The sequence below is a fragment of the Streptococcus caledonicus genome (genome assembly GCF_042656225.1).
GTDB classification, from domain to species: Bacteria; Bacillota; Bacilli; order Lactobacillales; family Streptococcaceae; genus Streptococcus; species Streptococcus caledonicus.
This window is the reverse complement of sequence record NZ_JBHSOJ010000023.1, coordinates 40826-64518: the sequence shown is the minus strand read 5'-3', so window position 1 is coordinate 64518 and position 23693 is coordinate 40826. Positions and strand designations below refer to the sequence as shown.

General features: G+C 37.9%; 18 protein-coding genes. 6 read left to right on the top strand and 12 right to left on the bottom strand.

The features are described 5' to 3' along the window. On the bottom strand, window positions 1-105 hold a 105-nt coding region (locus tag ACFPQ3_RS08790; RefSeq protein ID WP_380434396.1), incomplete at its 3' end, for an alpha-L-rhamnosidase N-terminal domain-containing protein. Between the two features lie 693 nt (window positions 106-798). On the opposite strand from ACFPQ3_RS08790, the gene ccdA2 reads away from it, so the two are divergent. From ccdA2 to ACFPQ3_RS08760, 6 genes are read left to right on the top strand one after another with little or no spacing between them, the layout of a single operon-like run. Next, complete coding sequence (ccdA2, locus tag ACFPQ3_RS08785) at window positions 799-1518, top strand: thiol-disulfide oxidoreductase-associated membrane protein CcdA2 (protein ID WP_156806031.1); 720 nt, start codon at window positions 799-801, stop codon at window positions 1516-1518. A gap of 28 nt (window positions 1519-1546) precedes the next feature. Continuing rightward, entirely contained in the window at window positions 1547-1936 is a 390-nt protein-coding gene (locus ACFPQ3_RS08780; protein WP_156806030.1) for a midas domain-containing protein, read from the top strand. Between the two features lie 12 nt (window positions 1937-1948). Beyond that, window positions 1949-2512, top strand: coding sequence for a redoxin family protein (locus ACFPQ3_RS08775; RefSeq protein WP_156806029.1), 564 nt, complete (start codon window positions 1949-1951; stop codon window positions 2510-2512). 21 nt (window positions 2513-2533) lie between these two features. After that, window positions 2534-3652 (top strand): peptide-methionine (R)-S-oxide reductase MsrB, encoded by a 1119-nt coding sequence (msrB, locus tag ACFPQ3_RS08770; RefSeq protein ID WP_156806028.1) that lies wholly within the window; start codon window positions 2534-2536, stop codon window positions 3650-3652. A gap of 47 nt (window positions 3653-3699) precedes the next feature. Then, window positions 3700-4434: a response regulator transcription factor gene (locus ACFPQ3_RS08765; RefSeq protein ID WP_156806065.1), complete on the top strand. Its 735-nt coding sequence runs from the start codon at window positions 3700-3702 to the stop codon at window positions 4432-4434. Continuing rightward, window positions 4431-6146 (top strand): cache domain-containing sensor histidine kinase, encoded by a 1716-nt coding sequence (locus tag ACFPQ3_RS08760; RefSeq protein WP_156806027.1) that lies wholly within the window; start codon window positions 4431-4433, stop codon window positions 6144-6146. The genes ACFPQ3_RS08765 and ACFPQ3_RS08760 overlap by 4 nt, the downstream gene beginning before the upstream one ends. A gap of 691 nt (window positions 6147-6837) precedes the next feature. Here the strand turns inward: ACFPQ3_RS08760 and ACFPQ3_RS08755 are convergent. From ACFPQ3_RS08755 to ACFPQ3_RS08705, 11 genes are all read right to left on the bottom strand, one after another. Then, on the bottom strand, window positions 6838-9453 hold the full coding sequence (locus tag ACFPQ3_RS08755; protein ID WP_156806026.1) for a family 78 glycoside hydrolase catalytic domain: 2616 nt from the start codon (window positions 9451-9453) through the stop codon (window positions 6838-6840). A 394-nt stretch (window positions 9454-9847) separates the two neighbouring features. Next, a complete protein-coding gene (locus ACFPQ3_RS08750; RefSeq protein ID WP_156806025.1) occupies window positions 9848-10906 on the bottom strand; it encodes an AraC family transcriptional regulator in 1059 nt (352 codons plus the stop codon). A 147-nt stretch (window positions 10907-11053) separates the two neighbouring features. Further along, window positions 11054-13468 (bottom strand): GH39 family glycosyl hydrolase, encoded by a 2415-nt coding sequence (locus ACFPQ3_RS08745; protein ID WP_156806024.1) that lies wholly within the window; start codon window positions 13466-13468, stop codon window positions 11054-11056. Window positions 13469-13573: 105 nt separating this feature from the next. After that, complete coding sequence (locus ACFPQ3_RS08740; RefSeq protein WP_156806023.1) at window positions 13574-15772, bottom strand: helix-turn-helix domain-containing protein; 2199 nt, start codon at window positions 15770-15772, stop codon at window positions 13574-13576. Between the two features lie 52 nt (window positions 15773-15824). Next, complete coding sequence (locus ACFPQ3_RS08735) at window positions 15825-17234, bottom strand: glycoside hydrolase family 1 protein (RefSeq protein WP_156806022.1); 1410 nt, start codon at window positions 17232-17234, stop codon at window positions 15825-15827. An 8-nt stretch (window positions 17235-17242) separates the two neighbouring features. Further along, window positions 17243-18670 (bottom strand): PTS transporter subunit EIIC, encoded by a 1428-nt coding sequence (locus tag ACFPQ3_RS08730; protein ID WP_156806021.1) that lies wholly within the window; start codon window positions 18668-18670, stop codon window positions 17243-17245. A 229-nt stretch (window positions 18671-18899) separates the two neighbouring features. Beyond that, the gene (locus tag ACFPQ3_RS08725; RefSeq protein WP_156806020.1) at window positions 18900-19289 is read right to left on the bottom strand and encodes a C-glycoside deglycosidase beta subunit domain-containing protein; all 390 of its coding nucleotides are present in this window, start codon (window positions 19287-19289) and stop codon (window positions 18900-18902) included. 11 nt (window positions 19290-19300) lie between these two features. Then, window positions 19301-20305, bottom strand: coding sequence for a sugar phosphate isomerase/epimerase family protein (locus tag ACFPQ3_RS08720; protein ID WP_156806019.1), 1005 nt, complete (start codon window positions 20303-20305; stop codon window positions 19301-19303). Window positions 20306-20317: 12 nt separating this feature from the next. Further along, window positions 20318-21232: a sugar phosphate isomerase/epimerase family protein gene (locus ACFPQ3_RS08715; RefSeq protein WP_156806018.1), complete on the bottom strand. Its 915-nt coding sequence runs from the start codon at window positions 21230-21232 to the stop codon at window positions 20318-20320. 62 nt (window positions 21233-21294) lie between these two features. Next, window positions 21295-22365 carry a Gfo/Idh/MocA family protein gene (locus tag ACFPQ3_RS08710; RefSeq protein ID WP_156806017.1) on the bottom strand — a complete coding sequence of 357 codons (1071 nt, stop codon included), beginning with the start codon at window positions 22363-22365 and terminating at the stop codon, window positions 21295-21297. 226 nt (window positions 22366-22591) lie between these two features. After that, window positions 22592-23692: a Gfo/Idh/MocA family protein gene (locus ACFPQ3_RS08705; protein ID WP_156806016.1), complete on the bottom strand. Its 1101-nt coding sequence runs from the start codon at window positions 23690-23692 to the stop codon at window positions 22592-22594. Between the last annotated feature and the right edge of the window lies 1 nt (window position 23693).

The window sequence follows — 23693 nt, the reverse complement described above, 5'->3', positions numbered from 1 at the left end:
ATCAATATGCTTTTGGTAAGCTGTATAGCCCGGTGCAAATAAATCAGAAACCTTTTCTCCATTAACATAAGCAACATAAATCCCACGCGCAGTCATATATGGCAATGCTTCTTCTGGAATATCCTCTAATTCAAACTCTTGACGTAGATAGATTGGAGCATCCAAACGCTCCAGAGGTTCTTGTTCAAATTTACGGACCTCCTAAGACAGCAGATGCTTAAACAATCGTTGCGTCTAAACGTAAAATCCTTGTTCAAGAAGTAGAGGTTACTGATAGCTTCAATAAGTCCTTCAATCTCTACATTCCATATTGAAAACAATTGCTAATCGCCTTTTCAAGTAAAACAAGGAAATGGTGCAATGCAAACACAGAGATTTACAGTTATTGTGAATCTCTATTTTTGTGGGCGGAGAAAACGTTTAGCTCAGCATCTTTTAGACTCTTTCAAAATCAAAAATAGGAAGTATAGATGGTTTGTTTACTGGAACGTAGCCTGTCTATCCCTATCGCCACTACGTTTCCTAGCTCTATAGCGTGCTTCTCTAGTAGCCCTGTGGGCGACTGAAGAGGGTTTTGGCTAATTGTGGCCTTTGGAAATCAAGCGATACTATTTTCTTTGAGAGTCAGTTGGTAATGTCCCTGATTTATCTATTTTTGAATTTTATTTAACGTTAGATATCCGATAGAGAAAATAGCATACCAAATTCGAGTTTTTGAAGGGGATTGTCTATATTTTTTTTCGAGAGACTGGCTTATACTGAATATGTCAAGCGAAATAAGTTAGAAAGGAGTTACGAATGGGAACCTCACTTGTCTTCATGTTTTCAGTTTTTGTAGCTGGGATCTTATCTTTCTTTTCTCCCTGCATCTTTCCGCTTTTGCCTGTCTATCTGGGGATTTTGCTGGATGAGAGCAAGGAGCGAACAGTTTCCTTCTTTGGTTTTTCTATTAACTGGTACAGCTTGCTCAAGACCTTAGCCTTTATGGCTGGTTTGTCTTCTGTTTTTCTGTTACTAGGTTTTGGTGCAGCCAGTCTGGGAAGTCTGTTCAACAGCCCAAATTTCAGAGTGGTCATGGGGCTGATCATTATTGTTCTTGGGCTCCACCAGATGGAATGGATTAACATTGCTAGCCTGCAAAAACAGAAACAGCTTCGCTTTAATTTCCAAACTAAAAATGGTGTCTTGTCAGCATTTTTATTGGGCTTAACCTTTAGCTTTGGCTGGACCCCTTGTGTTGGCCCTGTGCTAGGCTCTGTTCTAGGATTGGCTGCTTCAGGCGGAGGCAGTTCGGTACAAGGGGGGCTTTTGCTTCTGGTTTATACACTGGGTTTGTCTTTGCCATTTCTACTCATCACTTTGTCAAGCTCTGCCCTTGTCAAACAGTTTAATAAACTAAAACCACACATGGTCACCATGAAAAAGGTCGGTGGGGCCTTGATTATCCTAATGGGAATTATCCTTGTTTTAGGAAAGGTCGATGCCATTACTGCATTTTTCGAAACAATTTTTAACTAACTATTTTACATAAAGGAGTACATATATCATGAAAAAATTACAAACAGTCGCTATCTTACTTGCTTGCGGTGCTTTCTTAGCAGCTTGCTCAACCCAGCCTAAATCTGATAATAACAAGACAGACGAGTCCTCTATGATGGAGAAAAAGGACAAGATGTCCGACGACAAAATGAAAGATGACAAGATGTCCGATGACAAAATGAAAAACGACAGCATGTCAGATGATAACATGAAAGACGACAAGATGTCCGACGACAAAATGAAAAACGACAGCATGTCAGATGACAATATGAAAGACGACAAGATGTCTGATGACAAGATGTCCGATGAAAACATGAAAGATGATAAGATGTCAGACGATAAAATGTCCGATGACAAGATGGAAGACGACAAGATGTCAGATGGAGAAAAGAATTAAGGGAGGACGTTTATGAAAAAACTCCAACTACTGACAATCGCTTTAGCTTGTACAGGCTTGTTAGCAGCCTGCTCTACGCAAACAAAAACAGATGATCAAAAGGCAGAAACAGCTAAAATGGCAGACAAACAAGATAATCAACAGATGAATGATGGCAAAGAAGCGTCCGATTTTAGTTTGATGGGTGTGGATGGAAAAACCTATACCTTGTCTGATTTTAAGGGGAAAAAAGTCTATCTCAAGTTTTGGGCTTCGTGGTGCCCTATCTGCTTAGCTGGATTAGAAGAAGTCGATGGCTTAGCTAAGGATGCACCGGCAGACACGGTCATTCTCTCAGTTGTTTCTCCTAATAAAAAAGGCGAACAATCAGAAGAAGAGTTTAAGAAATGGTACAAAGAACTTGGGCACAAGAACTTGCCAGTCCTCTTAGATCCAAGTGGAAAACTGATGGAAGAATACGGCGTTCGTGTCTATCCGACCTCGGCGTTCATTGGGAGCGATGGTGTTGTTGCAAAGGTGATGCCTGGTCATATGGAGAAAGCAGATATTGTTCAAACGCTTGAAACGATTAAATAATAAAGAAATGGAGGTCAGTGTATGCAACCTCAACTGAAATCATTTTTAGTAGGAGTGACTATTTTAGGGCTCATTGTCTTATCGGCTTTTATCTTTCTGAAGATGGGGTCAAAGACCGATAGTGAGAAGATGAGTACAGCTCCAACTGTCAAGCAAACAAGTACAGAACGTCAATTAAAGGATAAGTCTAAGGTGGCCCCTGAAAATCTAAAGGAAATTTATCTGGCAGGAGGGTGCTTTTGGGGAGTGGAAGCCTACTTTGAACGGGTAGATGGAGTGGTAGATGTCACGGTTGGCTATGCTAACGGTAAGAGTGATACTACCAACTACAAGTTAATTGGTCAGACAGGGCATGCAGAGACTGTTCACATTCAGTACGACAAGAGTGAAGTCAGTTTGCGTGACTTGCTCCTGCATTACTTCCGTATCATTGATCCAACAAGCAAAAACAAGCAAGGCAATGATGTCGGAAGTCAATATCGAACAGGTATCTACTATACAGATAAAGAGGATGAGCCTATCATCAAACAAGCCTTGGACGAACTAAGTCAGAAATTTGACAAGCCTATCGTGGTTGAGAATGTACCACTTGATCACTATGTCTTAGCCGAAGACTATCATCAAGATTACCTCAAGAAAAATCCAAATGGCTACTGTCATATCAATGTCAATGATGCGGTTTACCCTGTCATCGATGAAAGTAAATATAAAAAGCCAAGTGATGAAGAAATTAAGAAAAAATTAACCAAGGAAGAGTACGATGTCACCCAAAACAATGATACAGAGAAAGCCTTCTCCAATCGTTATTGGGATCAGTTTGAAGATGGCATCTATGTGGATGTTGTGACAGGAGAGCCCCTCTTTTCTTCTAAGGATAAGTTTGAATCAGGCTGTGGTTGGCCAAGTTTCTCTCGACCTATTAGCCCAGATGTCGCTCGTTATAAAGAAGATACAAGCTATAATATGACACGGACGGAAGTACGGAGTCGCGTTGGGGATTCCCACCTAGGGCATGTCTTTACAGATGGACCAGAAGATAAGGGAGGTCTTCGCTACTGTATCAATAGCTTATCGATTAGATTTATCCCGAAAGCAGAGATGGAAGCTAAAGGATATGGTTACCTCCTAGCCTATGTCTAGTCCTTCTGTTATAATAAGGACAAAGCGAACAAAAGAAGGTGAAGACCATTTATTCTATACTGATAGTAGAAGACGAATACCTTGTTCGACAAGGTATTTGTTCTTTGATTGATTTTAAAAAATTTCAAATTGACCGTGTCGCTGAAGCAGAAGATGGTCGTAAAGCTTGGGAACTGTTCCAAGATCAACCATTTGATATCGTCTTGACAGACATCAATATGCCCAAAATGAACGGAATTCAATTAGCACAATTGATTAAAGAAGAGTGCCCAGCCTGTCATCTTGTTTTTTTGACAGGCTATGATGAGTTTGACTATGCTCTTTCTGCACTCAAGCTGGGCGCAGATGACTATCTACTCAAGCCCTTTAGTAAGGCAGATGTGGAAGGCATCTTATCAAAAATCCAAGATAAGCTAGATCAAGATGTAAAAAAAGAAAAACTGGAAAAGTACATCAGGCAAGAAGACTATTCGGACTTGCAGAAAAAGATTCGCGCCCATTTAGGTGACAGCGATTTTTCGCTCAAGCATCTGGCAGATAACCTAGGCTTTAGCCCCAATTATCTTAGCGTTCTCATCAAGAAGGACGTGGGGATGAGTTTTCAGGATTATCTCAACCAAGAACGAATGCGGCAAGCGAAATTCTTATTGTTGACAACCGATTTAAAAATTTATGAAATTGCTGAAAAAGTTGGCTTTTGGGATATCAATTATTTCTCTCAACGCTTCAAGCAGACAGTTGGTGTGACACCGCGACAATTTCGGAAAGGAGAAGGTGAATGAGAAAACATTCCTTGGCAGTGCAATTATTTCTCTATAGTTTTTTAGTGATGATGGCTCTCCTTGGGGTGGTCGGAACCTTCTATTACCAGACGAGTTCTACTGAAATTGGGCATCTAATCGAGCAGAAAACGCGCGATAGTTTGCAGCAAAGTGGCTCATTCATTACTTCCTATCTGAACAAGCTAAAGCAGACAACCAATAGTTTGGCAGAGAATCGGTTACTGAAAGAGTATATTGCTCATCCTGATGAAGGTCACAAAGAGGATTTGCTCTTTTTGATGAATAGCTTGCTTATGGGAGATGTTGATTTGGTCTCTGCCGTCTTAGTGACCAAAGAAGGTCAGGTGGTTTCGACAGATAGCCAGCTCACCATGAAAACTTCTAGTGATATGATGGCGGAATCTTGGTATCAAGCAGCCATTGACCAGAAAGCCATGCCTGTTTTGACCCCTGCTCATAAGGAATCTCTGACCCAAAAGGGAGAACAATGGGTTATTTCGATTACACGAGAGATTGAGGACAGCGAGGGCAACAATAAGGGAGTACTACGACTGGATATTGACTATAGTAGGTTAGAAAACTATTTGGATCAACTAACACTAGGCGATACAGGTTTCGCTTTTATTGTCAATTCTCAGAAAGAGTTTGTCTATCATCCAAAAAAAGAAGTCTATTCCTCTAAGGAAGAGATGGATGCGATGCAGCCATACTTGGCAGTGGAAAATGGCTATACCTCTTCTGAAAAAGAATTCGTCTATCAGATTGAAATTCCAGACAGCCAGTGGACCTTGGTTGGGGTATCGTCCCTTGATGAGCTCCACATGGTTCGTCATCAAATCCTATACGCCTTCTTAGGAGCGGGCTTGGTTGCCCTCTTGATTTCTGGCTTGGGTTCGGCTTTGGTCATTCGTATCTGGTTAAAACCGATTCGTGACTTGCAGGAGGTTATTTTGGCAGTCGGGCAGGGGCAGTCACACCTGCGTGCCAAGGAAGTGGGAACGGCTGAACTGTTAGATTTGTCGCGCTATTTCAATAAAATGCTGGATCAAATCGACGCTCTCATGGCTTCTGTCAAGCAACAAGAGCAGGATATTCGGGAGTATGAGCTGGTGGCATTAGCCAGTCAAATCAACCCTCATTTCCTCTACAATACGCTAGATACGATTGTTTGGATGACGGAATTCAATGACCGTAAGCGCGTGGTGGAGATTACCAAGGCATTGGCAAAATATTTCCGCATAGCTCTCAATAATGGCAATGAGCAAATTTGTCTTAAGGATGAGATGGAACATGTCCGTCAGTATCTCTTTATTCAAAAGCAGCGCTATGGCCATAAGCTCAACTATGAACTCCATGAATTGCCAGCCTATGCAGACTATCAAGTACCGAAGTTAATTTTACAGCCGATTGTCGAAAATGCCATTTACCACGGTATCAAGGAAGTCGAGCGTGATGGACTGATTGAAGTTACTGTTAGTGAAACAGCAAAGCACCTACGCATTGACATTCGCGATAACGGTAAAGGGATGGATAGTCAAAATAAGGCAACGGGGACAACAAAAACCGTCCATCAAGGCGGAGTTGGTCTTAAAAATGTCGATCAGCGCCTAGCTCTGCAATTTGGCAAGGACTACCACATGGAAATTACTTCTGAAAAAGACCACTTTACACAGGTTAGCCTCTTTTTGCCCAAGCGAGTCAAAGAACTCTAATTTTTAAATATTCAGCATGTTCTTTCTTTCCAATCATGTTCTAAAGGATAGAAAAAAGATCGAATTGAAATTTTAGAAGCTCTTCCTTTTACGTCTTGATTTTTAAGCTCAGGCTGAGATAAAAATGTTACTATCGCCATTTAATCAAGGCACAGTGGTTGAGGGGTTCAGGACGGGAAAACCTGATAAGGGCCCAGCAACTCACCCCTATGCGGAGGCGGGAGTGAATCGTCTGGTAGACTGTTTCACCCTCGATTCTAACATTTAGGGAAGTTTGGTACATTATAAAAAGTATGATTAGATTTTATGCTTTATACTATCCACTCACTCCTTAATTTTCTAATTTTTATTTGAAAACGAATTCTAAAAACTGAGATTTGACTACTCTTTTTGATAAAATAATTATCAATCATTAAAGAGATAATGATGAATGTATGATAGAAAATACTCCTGATGATAAAACATCACTGATTAACAAGATCAAGCATACCTTTTTGGATTCCTTGTAGCAAGGTGGAAAATTAAAAGAATCCCTTGGAACACCATTAATTGGATCGAGGACACCCCAAAAGACCAAGAATCATTCTCATTAGTTTATAACCTTATCTCGGTTCTTCTTTCAAAACTAGATACTTAAGAATCACCATATTTAAGTCTATGCCTTTTATCTTTTTGCAGCCTCTTTCTTATTTTACAAGCTAACGTTTACTCTAAAATCATGAGTAATATTATCAAAACGTTTTGAGCCAAACTCCACCGTAGCTGTTACATTTGGTGGTAAAACGAGAGCCAGCTCTGCTTTTCGTCCTGTGATCTTCCAATCAACTGAAATTGGACCCCAAATCGAATCGTATAGTCCTTTGGCATAGTGGAGTCCACTGTATAAGTCTGGTTTGATGAGAACTTTTTGGAAGCCAGCTTCTTGCTTATCAATTCCTAAAATTGTTCTAAACAAATATTCACCGACACAACCAAAGGCAAAGTGGTTCATTGAATCTGCACTGGGTGTTCCGTCCTCGGCATAACAATTCCAAGCTTCCCACATCGTTGTTGCGCCCATTTTAACTTCATAGAGCCAAGATGGCGACTGATCACGGAAAAGCAATTTATTGGCTAATTCCTTCTCACCCAATTCATGCAATAACGGTAAGAGATAAGCAACGGAAAGGAAACCTGTGTCCAAACGGTCATCATTTTCATGAATGAGTTCTTTCAAACGATTCAAACTCGCTACTTTAAGATGGTCTGGTACCGTATTGGTAGCAAGAGCAAGTACATAAACTCCTTGATAATCACTTGTCATGCGACCATCTTCAGTCATGTATTCTTTAACATAGGCAGACTTAATATTTTGATTAAGTTCGGCATAATGCATAGCTTTTTCCACATGACCTAAAAGAGTAGAAATCTTAACCATCAATTCTGTTGTTAAAACTGTCATTAAAGTTGCAACTTCATTGCCGGTATATTTAGCGCTATCCATTCCAGCACTTGGCATTAACCAATCTCCAAATTGGAAGTCTGTATTCCATAAGTATTTTTGATAAGCCTGCCTTTCAGGAGTCATCTCACCATAATCTTTTGGTAATAAAGACATACGATTTTCAATAGAAATCATGTAACGAGAAATCATCTCATAATTGTCTTCTAAAATCTGCTTATCACCGTAAAACTCATATAATCTCCAAGGCACAATAATTGACGCATCAGACCACCCTGCTGTGTTCACTGCCTCTTCCCCTTCTGGTTTCATGTAATCATGAGAAGGAGGGCATGGAATAACTTGAGGAATTTGTCCATCATCATATTGTTCATGGCGCATATCGTCTAGCCAATGACGTAAGAATTGCTCAACATCCTTTTCATAACAAGCCGTTGGTGCATAAACCTGCATATCACCCGTCCAACCAGTACGCTCACGTTGTGGGCAATCAGTCGGAATAGAAATCATATTGCCTTCTTGAGAGCGGACAATATTTTCTTGCAATTTATTAAGACGCTCATCTGAGGTCACTAGGGTCCCGGCAGTTCGCAATGGGGTGACAATGACATGAATTTGATAATGTTCTGGATCACAATCCAGTGTTCCTTCGACCTTAACGTAACGGAAGCCATGGAAGGTTGTAGCTGGCGTCCATGAATGTAGTCCATCTTTGCCAGCGACATAATAGTCTTTTTGTTCCTTATTTTGCCCTAAAATATTCTGAAGGAAATTTCCCTCTTTATCTAGTGTTTCACTGTGCTCAAAACTAACTGTTGTATTTTTAGCAAGTGAAAGATTATTAAAAGAAGTGTATCCGACAATAATTTCTCCTGCATCTAAAATCAATTCGCCTTTTGGTGTACGAATAATCTGAGGACGAATAGTTCTGGAAATAGAAATCGGTGGAGTTGTCTGCAAAGTAAGCTCTGTATAGCCATATTCTTTAATTGATACTTCCTGCCAATCACCATCCTCATAAGTTTCATCCAGCCATCCTGGTAATTCATGGGCCTGACTGTAATGTTCACCAACATATAAATCCGCAAAACGAACTGGCCCTTGATCTGTCCAACGAACATTCTCATCAGTAATAACCGAGCCAACAAGAACACTATCTTGATACCATTTCAATTCCGCTATTAAACTATTTTCAGTACCATACTGCTGTCCTACACCAATGTACTCAATCTTTCCTGTATACCAACCATCCGCAAGGAGGAATCCCAAAATATTTTTACCTTTTTTCAAATAAGGCACAACATCTACCACTTGATAATCAATATGCTTTTGGTAAGCTGTATAGCCCGGTGCAAATAAATCAGAAACCTTTTCTCCATTAACATAAGCAACATAAATCCCACGCGCAGTCATATATAGCAATGCTTCTTCTGGAATATCCTCTAATTCAAACTCTTGACGTAGATAGATTGGAGCATCCAAACGCTCCAGAGGTTCTTGTTCAAATTTACGGACCTCCCAAGCCAATTTTTTATCAATCAAAGGTTTTCTAGTCCGTGTTGGTTCTACCCACTTAGCGGTCCATTTTTCAATCCTTGTAAAGAACGGATCCCCTTGAGCTTCTATAAAACTACCATCTTCTAATTCAACTTCAACCGTCCAATTCAGCTGTTTTTCTTTTGGAAAAGCTGGCGCAAGAATACCATGACGTTTCTCACTTGAGACACGTCCACTATTCCAAATAAGTTCTCCTTTATAATCTGTTACTTTAATCTGATAAGCAACTTGATCTAGTAATCCTTCTAATTTCCAAGAAAAGCGTGCATTCGTTTCTGGCACAACTTCTAAATGATAAATACGTGTCATATTCATTACCTCGTTTATTCTACAAATATCTGACAGGAAATTTCTTTTTAGCTAAATTTTAAGAAATTAGTAATCCCACACTAACATGAGACTTTCATTTCTAGAAATATAAATTGACTCTATTTCACTTCTATAAGTTTATAGCTTTAAGAATACTTCCCTATCTGACTAATTTGTACATATAATAACGCTTACATATGGAAATAAATTGTATTTTTTTGTCTTTTCATTAGTAAAAAATATGATTACTACCATATCTATACGAAAAAATAAGAAGCCAGAATAAGTTAAATAAAAAAATGAATGAAAAGATACCGTTAAAGCATCTCTCATTCATTTTTGATTATTAATAGTCCCCTAAATTCGCATACAATCTACTTTCCAATACGTCGTGTCATCTATCATCCTTACTTTGGCTTTCTAACCACTTTTTAGGAGAGACACCTAACCATTTTATAAAATCACGATTCATATGGCTCGAATCAAAATAACCAGCTTTCTGACTAATTTCCGTGAGACTTAACGTTGTCGTTAATAACAGTTTTTTAGCATTATCAATACGCGCTTCTTCAACAATAAACTTAAACGTTTTCCCAGTATTTTTCTTGATTAATTTACTCAAATAACTTTCACTATAAGAAAACTGTTTTGCTAATGTTGTTAATGTTATTGTCTGATAATTCAAGCGAATTAGACTAAGCATCGGATAAAGACTGCTTTTTGAAGAATAATTTTCTTTCTTTCCAATTTCAAGCGTACTTAAATAGTTTCGATTAAGGTCAATAAAAATCTCATTAAGAATATAACCAATCATTTCAATATAGTTAACATCTTTCTCTAAAAACTCACCGTATAAACGTAACACTTGATTTAAAATCTTCCTGTCTCCATCTGTATGAAATATCATGTATGGGGCGTAATGGTCTTCTAGTAAAAATTGTTTAAAAAAGTTCGTAATATAACCATCACGTCTGAATAAATCTACAAAACTACTCTCCATACTTTCTTTCCAAAGCAATATATTAATAATGACATCATCATCACTAACTGCTAAAAGAGCATGAACAGTTTCGGGAGCTAAAAAGCAAAAATCTCCCTTATGCATTGCTATTGCCTGACCGTTAATATAATTAATACAGCTTCCATTCATAACATAAACAAGTTCAATAAAATCATGATTATGCAAAATTGGAAAAGCATATCTGGTATGCCTAGAAACATAAATAGCTGTATCTTCATAGAGAACATTTCTCGTAATGGTCAACCCCTTACCTTCTCGGCTCGTTTGCTGATAAAATTGTCGATAATCAAAATAGTATCTTTCATCATCAAGAAGACGGCTATAGTCTTCAAATCTTAATGGTGAAAAAAGGAGTCTCTCTCGGTCTGCTAAATAAACGTTTTTGTGTTTTCTCTCCACTTCGTTCAACACTAACAATTCTTTTAAAAGCATACTTCCTCCTTGTCGTCCCTATTTGATGTTCTTGCACTTTCTGACTAACTAACAATCACTCAATCCACTTAGTGTTTTTTTATGAATAACACTACTTTGAAGCCTATAAATTCAGCAAAATGACATTTTACAATCTGAAAATAACCATTAATCTAATGTTATTTCCATAAAAATCATATCATGTGGATTTAATTCTAACGACACTGTCAGACTATCGCCTATCGTTTCTTGAATGTCTCTACTTAAGGTGGGGATACAACGATATCGCATATAATTTATTTCATCTTCCCGATACCTTATGGAACTACTAAAATTATTGGCTTGGTGGATCAATGCACCATCATTGATTCCCATTTTTCTCTGTTTGATTTGATACTGACGACCTTCTAGCAGGCCTTTCAATGTGATTTCAATTTGACTTTTTCCATCAGCCTCAAACATTTCCAAGGCATTATAGCGATCAAAAACATGATCATCTTCATAATAATACCTTCCATTCAGATGGCTGTAATGATAAGACAAAATAAACAATTTAGTGCTTGACTTTGTAATCATCAGCCCATCAGATTGATGCAACACTACATCTCCTAGATGCCCTAAAAAATCAAAGGCAAAGAAGGCTGGTTTAGGGATACCATTCTTTGTGATTAAACCAGAGCCACCAAAGAATTCTTGCTTAGCAACATCGGTCGCAGAAGAAGAAAAATCTGATAACTGCCAATACCCCAATAAATCAATCTCGTCTAGAACTGGCAAGGTATTTTTTAGAATATACGGTCCCTTAAAACAAGTATCATTGATAATATCACGACTATTAATTGTAACATTAAACTCTGTAACGTATAGTAAGGTAGCAAAATTAAGTTTTTCTAGTAACCTTTTAACACTAAAAACCGATTGAAGAGTGTAATCAGTGTCTGCTGAAATACGCATTCTTGGTAATTTCATAATATCTTTTGTCATATCAATAGGAAAAATCGACAAACTCAAAAAGTCAGGATGGATTTCACGCTGTGACCATTCTTTTAAAAACGTTTCAAGTATCTCTGTTTCAACAGAGACATTTAAACCACAACCTCCAACCTTAATATTCGGAAGTAAGATTTTAATCCGCTTATAACATTGTTCAAAATAGGTGAGATAACCTTGATAAGTTGCCAAGTCAATCTTATTCCCTTTATAGTTAAATGTGGTCAATTGTTCTGACTTTAGAAAGTCTAGCACTGATTTTTCAGGCTTCCAAAATTCAATGCACCAGCCGGAAACTTCTTCTACACCAAACTTCTCAATACAGTGATCAATGAGTGCTTCATACCTTCTCAACAAGTCTTCCATTTCTTGAGTTGGTAATTTCAAGGCTGTATGACTGAGTATTTGCCGATTAGCGCCATGTACTGTTTTCCCTTTGAGTCCTAAGTCTAAAAATGGCTTTAATCCTAAATCTAAAATCGCTTGTAAAATATCATCAATTTTTGTAAAGTCAAATTCTCCATCAACATCTTTTAAAATTGATTGATCAATGATTCCCCAGATACGCCCATATTTAAATCTCGCGTACTGACTGATTGGTTTAACGGATTTGATGTATGAACGATGTAGTAAATCCTCAGCAAATCCAAGATTAATCAATAATTTATCCGTATCAAGCTTCCTACCACCTTCTGTAGATACTAGGATTTTCTTTTGCTGACTGGTGCTAAAACCATCGGAAAGATACTGTTGCACATCTGTAAAATCTTCCTCTACAACTTCTTTTGGACTTGAATTGATAATCACACTCTGTTTGGTCTCATTTCGATAGACACTTGGAGTAACACCTTGATATTTTTTAAACAATCGATTAAAAGAATTGATGTTACTAAAACCAGATTCAAAGGCAATATCTGTAATAGGAAGTTCTGTTTCTGTTAAATAACGACGCACTTTTTCTAAACGACGCTTAATGATGTATTCAGAAACCCCTATCCCTATTTCCTCTTTAAATATTTTTGAAAGGTATTGTTCAGAGACAAAAATCCTCTGCGCTAAATTGGTTAAGGTCAATTCCTTTTCAAAATTCACATCAATATAATTTTTAATTTCTTCGATGCGATTTCTACCTTGAGCATTTTTAGATAACGTGACAGAAAAAGCATAATATTTTTCTAATATTGTCAGAAGTGTAAAATATTCTCGGTATAACTGGTTAATTGATACCGTATCTGCTTGCGATTTCAGGAGAAGCAGGTGTTTTAATGACTGTGTCACTTCAAAATCAGCACTTCTTACCTTGGTGATAGAATCTCCCTTAAATAGACTCTCTGTAGGCGATAAACTATTTCTAACATAATCTATGGTAAAACAAAAGACTTTCCCCACTGTTTGTGAAATATCATATCGCTGAGCTTTAGTTATAATAAAAAAATCATTATTCCCCAAGACTATCTCATGATCATCCTGTCGGATACAAACACTTCCTCTCAATGAATAGACGATACGAATTTTATTATCATAAAACTGATACTGCTCATTTTTTCTCAAAGAGCTTATCACAATGTGTCCCCACGGGTTCAATAAATCCATCCTAATCCTCCATTTGTAATCCGCTTACATTACTATTTTACCCATATTAAGTTAAAAAAGCAAAATTGATTTGATCTCATTGGTCCAACACATCGTCATGTTTAGTTAGATAACATTGATCCACTCATAACTAATCAATACAATCTCAAAGGGTTTCAAGACAATTTTTTCATTCAAAGTCTGATCAGTTACTGTCACTTCTTTTTGATAAATTCTGGGACTGTATTGCTGTTTTATAAAATGTAACATGTTATCGTCAATAATTTTTAATCCAGTATATTTTTTTAAAACATCAACACCATTACCATTTTCATAATCCATAATATGAAAAGTTACCTTATATTTTCCATTTCTCAAGTCATTGATACCAATTTGAATGGATTGGCTCTGCATGTTAAAAATATAATTCTGGTTCTGATAGATATCCATATCTTTATCACTCGAATAGTAGTCTCCCATTGGCTGATAGTTGTAAGCAAGAATAGTGATGTTATCAAAATCATCAGCAGTCAAAATAATATTTTCCCCTTTACCAATTACTTTAGGCAGTAGAGCCTGAGAAAATTTTTCTGCCTGTAAGGTTGATTTTAATAATCCTGATCGAGTGATGAGACCATTGCCTCCAGAAAATTCCTGCAAAGTTAAACCAATACTATCTCCGTCAAAAAGATTACGGTAACCAATTGCCTCAACTAACGGAGACATTTTATCTAAAAAAGCCAAGTAATATCCAGCATGATACAAATGATCATTGATATTATCTGTAAAATGAGCAGTAAGATTAAAAGCTGTCAAATATAATGGCAATTCATTAATATATTCCTTCAAATTAGAAATAAATGTAGATAAACTAGTAAAAACTCTATTGACATGCGACGATAGCACAATATTTTCTCTGAGAGAATACTTGCTATGCTGCTTAATCAATGGGCAAGCATCTAAAGCCAAAAAATCTATTTTTCTTAACTCGGTAGCTTTTTTTAAATCTGTGGCAACATTATCCAGTGGACGATACATTGAAAAGTTGCCTAAACCACATCTAGATACCTTTATCTCATTTTTGAAAATCCCATAATACCTCAAATAATCTGCCAACCAATCATCATGAGTAAGATCCGCACAGACCTCAATGACTAAATCTTGAGTAGCAATATAGCCATAAATAGTATGATACTTCTTTAAGAGTTGAACTAATATTTCGGAGTGATTACCAGAAACAACGATATAACACTTGAGGTTTCTTTCTTTAAAATAGGACAGCAGATTAAGATACTGCCTTTCTGAAAGGTACTCTAAATTAAATGGTAACCTTATGTAATCTCCTATGATTACCTTCGATATCTGTTCCAAATTGTCAAACGATAATAACTCTGGATGTTCAATATTCCAAATTCGATGATAAACTGAAGAAGGTAAGTCATTCTTTACAGAGGCAGATACTCGGCTCGTCTTCTCATTCAATAACTCCTGAAAGTTTTTTATTTCTTCAATGACATTTGGTGACACACTTGTTGTCCTTGTCCTGGTATATTGCCGCCTCCACTGTGAAGGAGATAAACCATAAGTGGCTTTAAACAGTCTATTAAAGGAGTTCAAATTTTTAAATCCCAAATCATAAACCAAGGTATTGATTGGTAGGTTTGTCTCTGCTAACCTTTTTTCAAGTTGTTCAAACCGTTTCTCCTGCAAATATTTTCCCAAAGATTTTCCAAAATTAGCTTTAAAAAAACGCGTCATTGTTTGTTTGGAAACGTAAAATTGTTTCGCTAAGTCTTCAATAGTTACTTCCTGAGTGAGTTGCTGATTGATGAATCTTGCGACTAAGTTTTTTGTCAACGTTCCCTTTTCTCTTGGTACCCTTATGAGGTATTTCCGTTCAAGTTTATGAATAATTTGAAAATATAAAGCATTTACTTCCCAATAAGAAGCCGTCTCATAATTAAGGTAATACAATCTCAAGAGCTGTTGTAAAGACGTCGATAACGTTGAAGTAATAGCTTCTCCTTTACTCTTTGAATCACCTTTAAAGATTTCCATAATCTCTTCATCCGTAGACGTAAAGTAGGAAAAATTGAGTAAGTACACTCGACTCGCTACCTCTCGAAAATGAAGATTAAACTCTGAAAAATTAGGCACAACAAAAAATTCACCCATTGTAAAAGTCATTGTATAATCAAGAGCTGCTATTTCAACTTCACCTGATAACACATAGAGAATCTGGGCATCTTGAGACATGTGTGAATAAGTGCCACCTTGCAATAATTGAGAAATGGTGACATGTTCCCATGGATATGTTACTTTCATATTTATATTCTACCTACTCTAAGTAAAAAAGCAAAGTCAAACATGACCTCGCTTAAAGTTCCTCTCCATTAGTTTTAACAACATTTTGGTACCAATAGTAAGATTTTTTAGGTGTTCTCTCTAGGCTACCGTTACCTTCATCATCTAAGTCAACATAAATGAGACCATAACGTTTTTCAATGACACCTGTACTTGCACTAATGATATCAATACCAGCCCAAGGTGTGTAACCAATAATATCTACACCATCTTCCATGGCAGCTTTCAGCTGTTTCAGATGATCACGAATGTAGTCAATCCGATAATCATCCTGAATAGGATCGCCATCACAAGTTTCAATGGCAGAATAGCCATTTTCAACTATAAATAGGGGTAAGTGGTAACGAGAATATAGCTCATTTAAGGTGATTCTAAACCCTAGAGGGTCTGACTGCCAACCAAAATCATTTGATTTGAGGTAAGGATTCTTCAAGGTACCCATTAGATTAGCACCGGACGTTTGCAAACTTGATTTGTCTGCTGCTGTTAGGCGAGTGTTATAGTAGCTAAGTCCTACAAAATCAACGGTATTTTCTTCTAAAATGGCTAAGTCATCGGCTGTCATATCTAGCTCTAGACCTTTATGCTTCAACTTAGATAAAAATAGGTGAGGGTATTGCCCCTTGACTTGAACGTCAATCAATGCATATTCTTCTTCATTTGCCTGAAAGGCTTCCCAAACATCCTCTGGCCTACAACTATAAGGATAAGTTACCCCTGCCCCCATCATACAACCGATTTGAAAATTAGGATTGATTTCTTTTCCCACTTTAACAGCTAAAGCTGACGCTACCAACTGATAATGAGCACCTTGGTATTTTGCAAAATCAACATTCTCTTCTAAAGTTGGATTAATTAGACCACCGACCAGAGGAAGGCTTAAAATCATGTTAATTTCATTGATGGTCATCCAGTATTTGACTTTATCCTTATAACGCGTAAAAACCGTCTTAGCATATTTGACAAAATGATGAATCAACTCACGATTTTTCCAACCACCTGAATAGTAAAATTCAAGAGGAGTATTGAAATGATTCAGTGTCACTACAGGCTCGATACCATACTTTAAGCATTCATCAAAAACCTTATCATAAAAAGTTAAACCAGCTTCATTCGGCTCCTCTTCAATACCTTTCGGATAAATACGCGCCCAGTTAATAGAGGTCCGTAACACCTTAATTCCTAGCTCTGCGAAACGTTTAATGTCTTCTGGATAACGATGGTAAAAATCAATGGCTTGATGACTTGGATAATAATCATAGGTCTTATTTAAAGCAATTTCCAGATTGGCTGTCGCTTGAAACCGTTCATTGTGGACAGTAGAAACCACATCATCCATGACCAGTCCTTTACCATCTAACAGAGCACCTCCTTCTGCTTGAGAAGCACTCATAGCTACTCCCCATAAAAAGTTTTCTTTCATCATATCACCTATTTTTCCTCTTTATACATCATCAAAGTCAAGACAAAACCTGCGATGGTTGATAGTACAATCGTTGCAATTGTTACAACTAAACCTGTTGGAAGCCCATTGCCACCTTGCTCGATAAATCCTGGGATAGCAAAGATACCACCTGGTGCAAGCTGAACAAGTTTTACTTTAAAGAATCCTGCTGCCGCACCACCGATACCTGAAACGATACTTGCCATTGCTAGTAATTTTTTATTTTCCAAAACAAAACCATAAAGTGCTGGTTCAATAACCCCTGGAATCCAAGCTGAGAAACCCGCAGACCATGCCAATGATTTTTGTTCTTTTGATTTTTGCTTAAGTGCAACTGCAAAGCTAATACCAGCGATAACAAATCCATGTGCTGTAATCATTGGGAAGATAACATCGTACCCGTTGATAAAGAAGTTTGCAATTGCAATTGGAACAATCGCACTGTGGACACCAACAGATACTAGTAAAATCCAAAAACCTCCGAGAAGGGCCGAAATAAGTGTTGGGCTAATGTTATAAAGTGCCATAACTGAATTGGCCAAGAAGAGCGAGATAATATTAGCAATCGGGGCAATAACAATCAATGAAATTGGCATTGAAATGGCAAGTGTCAATAGCGGAGTTCCAAAACTTTCAACAATAGCAGGAAGTTTTCCTTTAATCGCATGATACACTTTAGAAGTGAAATACACTGCAAAAATGGTAGGAATAATCGTCGTCGAATAATCGTTAAAAATAACCGGAATACCAAAGAAATCGGTAGAAACATTTGACTGAATCAATGTTCCCGTAAAGATAGTCTTAACCTTTTCAGTATTTTGTAGCAAAGACACCAAGCTTGGATAGAAGAAGATTGCTCCTATAGCCATACCAATCGTTTCTTCAAGCTTAAATCGTTTTGCAGCAGAATATCCAACAAATAATGGTAAAAAGTAATAAAAAACATTAGAAGAAGCATATAGGATGTTGTAAGCTCCGCTATCAGACGCTAGAAACCCCAAAGCATTAAGCAGAATAACAATCCCTTTTAAAATCCCTGAAGCAGCCATAATATTAACCATCGGCAACATAATACTTACAATAGTGTCAACGAAAAGTCCTAACGGATTTTTCTTTTTATCAGCTACTTGGTTTTCATGTACTTCCTGTCTCTTAGCATCAGCAACTGTACCAGGGTATAATGTAATTAATTCTTCATAAACTTGAGGAACATGATTACCAATAACCACATGGTACTGCCCACTTGATGGCAAGGCTGTCAAAACCCCTGTTAAGTTTTTTAATTCGTCTACATTGAATTTACTTTCATCTTTTAAGACAAAACGCAGACGCGTCGCACAATGAACAACACTCTGAACATTTGATTCCCCACCAACATGTTCAATAATTTGATTGATAAGATTCTTATAAGCCATTGCTTATCTCCTTTGTTTTTGATAAATCAATTGTAAACGATAACACACCAAAAATATTGCACTTTTTCACCAGAATAGCATGAATAACACACACCAATAGCATAATTATCATAACAGAATCAAAACATGAGTTTTTAGAACAATCCTAAAAACTCTATTAATTTTTCCTAAAACTTCCCTTTTTAAAGTAAAAAGAGCCATTTGAAATGATGACCCTTTTTTTATTACGTTAAACGACCACCTTACGTGAATTCACACCTTTAATTGGGATTGGAATGTAGGCTGTGCGTGTGATGACGGTGAGTTCGACATCATTTTCACCTTTTGGAAGACCGCCTTCTTGGGCTACACGAATTTTTAGTGGGACATTGTATTCCCATTTATAGGTAGTCACGGTCTCCATTTCATCCAATGTGAACCAGTCTTGTCCATTTGGGCTGCATGTAATGGCTTCACGAGCCACTTGTTCACCATTTACCTTGACTTGGATATCATCCACCATTGATAATGGAATAGCACGGTAGTAAGTGATGAAGGTTTCGAGTTCAAAACCAACTGTTTGACCATCCACTACACGATTTTTACAAGAATCTTTTTTAAAGACGTTATTATCAAACATGTCTTTCCCTCCTAGCCTTCAATTTCTGCAATAGCTTCGCGCAAGAGTTTTTGATGCGCTGCTACTTGTTCTTTTTCAACCATTGGGTTTCCTGGAAGAATCCAACGGTTGCCTTCGTACTCAGTCGCAACGTAGCCGTCATAACCTTTGTCATGCAAATATTGGAGGATACGTTTGTAATCAATTGAGTATTCAATACCTTCTTCAGTCATTTCCCAAAGCTTGAAGTGGAAATGCTTGATGAACGGAATGAGGTCATCCATCACCTCAAGTGGTGTATTTTCATAACCATCTGCCAACATCACATACGGCATATCTTTTGGTTGTACCATCGCTGCCAATTCTGGTTGGAATTGATGATTCTCATCAAAAGCATGTGTCCCATCAAGGCCTTTGTCAAAGAAAGAATTAAAGTAATCAATGATATCTGGATTGACACCTAAAACTTGTTTGTTGAACTCATTGAAAACACGCGGAATACGGTCACAGAAGATACCTGTATCAACAACCAAACCTACATAAGGAGAATTAACACGTTTCATCTCTTCGATAAATTCTGCTGTTTCTGGTTCTGTAAAGCTCATGCCGGCATGAATTTCAAGAGCGATAGCCACATCATACTTCTCACAGTAAGGAAGAAGAGGTTTAATAACAAATGCTGGAACCATTGATACTAAACGAATCAATTTGAAACCAAGACGATTAGCTAATTTGATTTCTTCAATCAAGAGATCAACACATTCTTTTTGTGTCAATGTCCTGTTCTTATAAAGATTGGTATTAAGGAAAACATCTGCACAGACTGGTTTTTCCTTTGTTTTAGCCATAATACGATCCCACTCAGCAAGGGTTTCTTCACTTGGATTTGGAGTACCATGGAGCATTTGGTCGGGAAGTATTTCAAATCCTTCGACACCTTGCTCATCAAGGAAGGCCATAATGTCTTCAAGTGACATGCGACCATTCATAAATTCATCTTGTAAACTATACAAGCTCACTGCTGTTTTAATAGCCATTTTTCCCTCTTTCTAAATCACAAAATTTCTGAGATAACGTGCGCTAAGTGTAATTGAGTTTTTCACATCCGTAAATGTTTTTTCAAAAGCCTTATCTTCCACTTCAATTACTGTATAACCATCAAAGCCTATGTCTGTCAAAGCTGATACATATTTACCCCAATCAACGTCACCAAGACCCGGAAGTTTTGGACTCATGTACTGAAGCGGAGTCGCCATCACACCAACATCTTTCAATTTATCAGGATAAACCTTGATGTCTTTATAGTGAACATGGAAAATCCTATCCTTGAACTCATAAAGCGGTGCGATGTAATCGATTTGTTGCCATACGAAATGTGAGGGGTCATAGTTAATACCTAGATTGTCAAATGGCAGTGCTTCAAAGACCTGACGCCAAATGGCTGGTGTTGTAAAGAGGTTTTGTCCTCCTGGCCATTCGTCTTCTGTAAAGAGCATTGGACAGTTTTCAATCGCCACTTTAACGCCTTTTTCTTTAGCGTGAGTCAGAATTGGTGTCCAAACTTTTTTGGCTTCCTCAACATTAACTGAAACCGTTTGACTTGGCATACGTCCGATGAAAGTCGTTACCATATTCACACCCATCAAAGCTGACGCATCAATGACTTTGTACAAGTGTTCAATCACTTCTTGGCGTTTTTCCAAATCTTCATCAAGCGGATTTGGATAGTAAGCAAGCGATGAAATTTCCACTCCCTTACCAGCTGCATAGACTTTGAGTTCTTCCGCTTTTTCTGCGGTCAAATTGGCCACATCAATGTGGGATACTCCAGCGTAGCGACGCGCAGCTTTTCCCTGTGGCCAGCATGCCACTTCTACACAGTTCAAACCATTTTCAGCAACGATATCAATCAATTCGTAAAAATCTGAATCACCAAGAATCGCTGATACAAGTCCTAATTTCATATTTTTTCCTCATTCTTAATCAAAAGAGCCCGCTCAGGCGCGAGCTCAAGTTTACCTTTTTCTTATTCAAATGAAATGCTACGGTGCTCTTTAGCAGATACACGAATCGCATCCATGAGTTTCATCAAGCGTAAGATTTGTTCTGGTTTAACAACTAGTTCGCCTTTGCCAGTAATATAATCGTAGTACGCATCGAAGTAATCACGGTGCTGCGTATTCACCTCTGGCAGCGGTTCTGTTACAATTCGACCTTCCGGTGCTGGACCAAATGAACGTGTTGGACCAGCAGCTGTCATCGTAATTTGACCTGGAACATTGCGAAGGAGGTCTGTTGTACGCGTGATTTCTCCTTGTGGATGGAAGCCATCAATCTTAGCAGAGCCTTCATTACCACCTAGGAACCAATGACGTTCAAACCAGCCATCTTCTTGGCTAAGGAAATAAGTACCCAGTTCAACTTGTCCTGTCACACCATTTTTGAATTGCAATTGAATATTAAAGTAATCATCTACATCTTTATTGATGACATTTTTAACCGTTGCGTAAACCGTATCAATCTCACTATCCACCATGTAAAGCATTTGGTCAAGAAGATGAACACCCCAATCATAGAGCATCCCACCACCAAATTCAGGATAGATGTGCCAGTCATGCATATTGCCATTAAATCCATAAAGACTATTTTGGATAGTATACGTTTTGCCTAATGTACCACTTTGATAAACTTCTTTAGCAATGTTAAAGTCTTTATCCCAACGGCGTTGATGATGGATGGTAAAACGCACACCAGCTTCAGCAACAACGCGTTGCATTTCAGCAAATTCTTCTGCATTCATTGCGGCTGGTTTTTCACAAATGATATCTTTACCTGCTGCCGCAACCTTTTTAACCATTTCCAAGTGAAGGTGATTTGGCACAGCGATAATAACCGTATCAATAGTTTCTTCTGTCAACAACTCATCTGCTGTCAAATACGTTTTGTACGAAGCATCAGCGTTTTCCAACTGCAATTTATTGATGTCACAAACCGCAACTACTTCTGCATAATCTAAGTCATTAGTAATCATATTGGCATGGGTTTGTCCCATAAAGCCAAATCCGATAATCCCAAAATGTAATTTCTTTTCTGTCATGTTCCTTCTACCTCATGCCAATTTGATATTTTTTGCTAGATTAGTCTAGCTTCAATCTAAACAGTTTCCGCACTTTCGAAGCTTTTTCATTTCCTAGCTTCGACCTAAAACAATCCACTGGACTTACGAGACTCTCCCTATTTCTATACCTCGGTTAAAACAGTCCACTGGACTCACGAGGCTCTCTTGTTTTCTAGCCTCGGTTAAAACAGTCCACTGGACTGTTTTAATCCTCAAATACTACTGCTTTTCCTGTCTCAGCTGATTTGTAGATTGCTTCAAGGATGCGAGTAACCACAATTGCTTGTTCTGGTTTAACAAGTGGTTCTGTGTCGTTAAGGATAGCATCTACCCATTGACGAGCTTCAACGTCACGTTGTTCTTTACTTTCGCCTGCAAATCCAAACACACCACCAGCTTCTGAAGGTTGAATTTCTTCCAATTGACCATGTGCTGCACGGTTGAAGACTACATAACCTTGGTCCATGAATGCTTTACCGAACATTTCGGCACCACCTTCTGTACCACAAAGGGTTACTTGTGCTTCTTTCGGATTAATCATGTTGAGTGCCCAAGCTGCTTCAAGGAAGATTGTTGCACCATTCTTCATTTTAATTAATCCAAATGCGGAATCCTCTGTTTCAAAAGTTTCTGGATCCCAGTTACCAAACATATTACCCATTGGGTTATCTTTGAGTTTTTGGTAAGTTGAACCAAGTACCATTTCAGGTTCATAGTTATCCATATACCAAAGCGTCAAGTCAAGGGCGTGTGTACCGATATCAATAAGTGGTCCGCCACCTTGTTTTGATTTATCTGGGAATACTCCCCAAGTTGGTACGCCTTTACGACGAACCGCATGTGCTTTAGCAAAGTAAATATCGCCAAGCTCACCATTTTCGCATGCTTCTTTCGTCACAAGTGAGTCTGCACGGAAACGGTTTTGGTATCCAATGGTTAATTTTTTACCTGTACGTTTCGCTGCATCAAGCATAGCTTTAGCTTCTTCATAGTTAATAGCCATTGGTTTTTCACACATAACGTGTTTACCACCTTCAAGTGAAGCAACTGTAATTTCTGAGTGAGAGACGTTCGGTGTCAAAACATGAATAACATCGATATCTGGATGATTAGCAATATCGCGATAGTCTGTTGTGACAAGTGCACCTTCAACACCGTATTCAGCTGCAGCTTTAACCGCACGTTCTTCAATAATGTCACAGAAAGCAACCATTTCAAGTTCATCCGATAATTTTGCAAGAGCTGGGAAATGTTTGCTGTTTGCGATACCACCACAACCGATAATACCAAATCTAAGTTTTGTCATT

Bases quoted from the DNA above. Each gene is read 5' to 3' on its own strand.
- ACFPQ3_RS08750 (WP_156806025.1), bottom strand. From the start codon at position 10,906: ATGCTTTTAAAAGAATTGTTAGTGTTGAACGAAGTGGAGAGAAAACAC.
- ccdA2 (WP_156806031.1), top strand. From the start codon at position 799: ATGGGAACCTCACTTGTCTTCATGTTTTCAGTTTTTGTAGCTGGGATC.
- ACFPQ3_RS08720 (WP_156806019.1), bottom strand. From the start codon at position 20,305: ATGGCTATTAAAACAGCAGTGAGCTTGTATAGTTTACAAGATGAATTT.
- ACFPQ3_RS08710 (WP_156806017.1), bottom strand. From the start codon at position 22,365: ATGACAGAAAAGAAATTACATTTTGGGATTATCGGATTTGGCTTTATG.
- ACFPQ3_RS08705 (WP_156806016.1), bottom strand. From the start codon at position 23,692: ATGACAAAACTTAGATTTGGTATTATCGGTTGTGGTGGTATCGCAAAC.
- ACFPQ3_RS08725 (WP_156806020.1), bottom strand. From the start codon at position 19,289: ATGTTTGATAATAACGTCTTTAAAAAAGATTCTTGTAAAAATCGTGTA.
- ACFPQ3_RS08775 (WP_156806029.1), top strand. From the start codon at position 1,949: ATGAAAAAACTCCAACTACTGACAATCGCTTTAGCTTGTACAGGCTTG.
- ACFPQ3_RS08715 (WP_156806018.1), bottom strand. From the start codon at position 21,232: ATGAAATTAGGACTTGTATCAGCGATTCTTGGTGATTCAGATTTTTAC.
- ACFPQ3_RS08745 (WP_156806024.1), bottom strand. From the start codon at position 13,468: ATGGATTTATTGAACCCGTGGGGACACATTGTGATAAGCTCTTTGAGA.
- msrB (WP_156806028.1), top strand. From the start codon at position 2,534: ATGCAACCTCAACTGAAATCATTTTTAGTAGGAGTGACTATTTTAGGG.
- ACFPQ3_RS08730 (WP_156806021.1), bottom strand. From the start codon at position 18,670: ATGGCTTATAAGAATCTTATCAATCAAATTATTGAACATGTTGGTGGG.
- ACFPQ3_RS08780 (WP_156806030.1), top strand. From the start codon at position 1,547: ATGAAAAAATTACAAACAGTCGCTATCTTACTTGCTTGCGGTGCTTTC.
- ACFPQ3_RS08760 (WP_156806027.1), top strand. From the start codon at position 4,431: ATGAGAAAACATTCCTTGGCAGTGCAATTATTTCTCTATAGTTTTTTA.
- ACFPQ3_RS08735 (WP_156806022.1), bottom strand. From the start codon at position 17,234: ATGAAAGAAAACTTTTTATGGGGAGTAGCTATGAGTGCTTCTCAAGCA.
- ACFPQ3_RS08755 (WP_156806026.1), bottom strand. From the start codon at position 9,453: ATGACACGTATTTATCATTTAGAAGTTGTGCCAGAAACGAATGCACGC.
- ACFPQ3_RS08740 (WP_156806023.1), bottom strand. From the start codon at position 15,772: ATGAAAGTAACATATCCATGGGAACATGTCACCATTTCTCAATTATTG.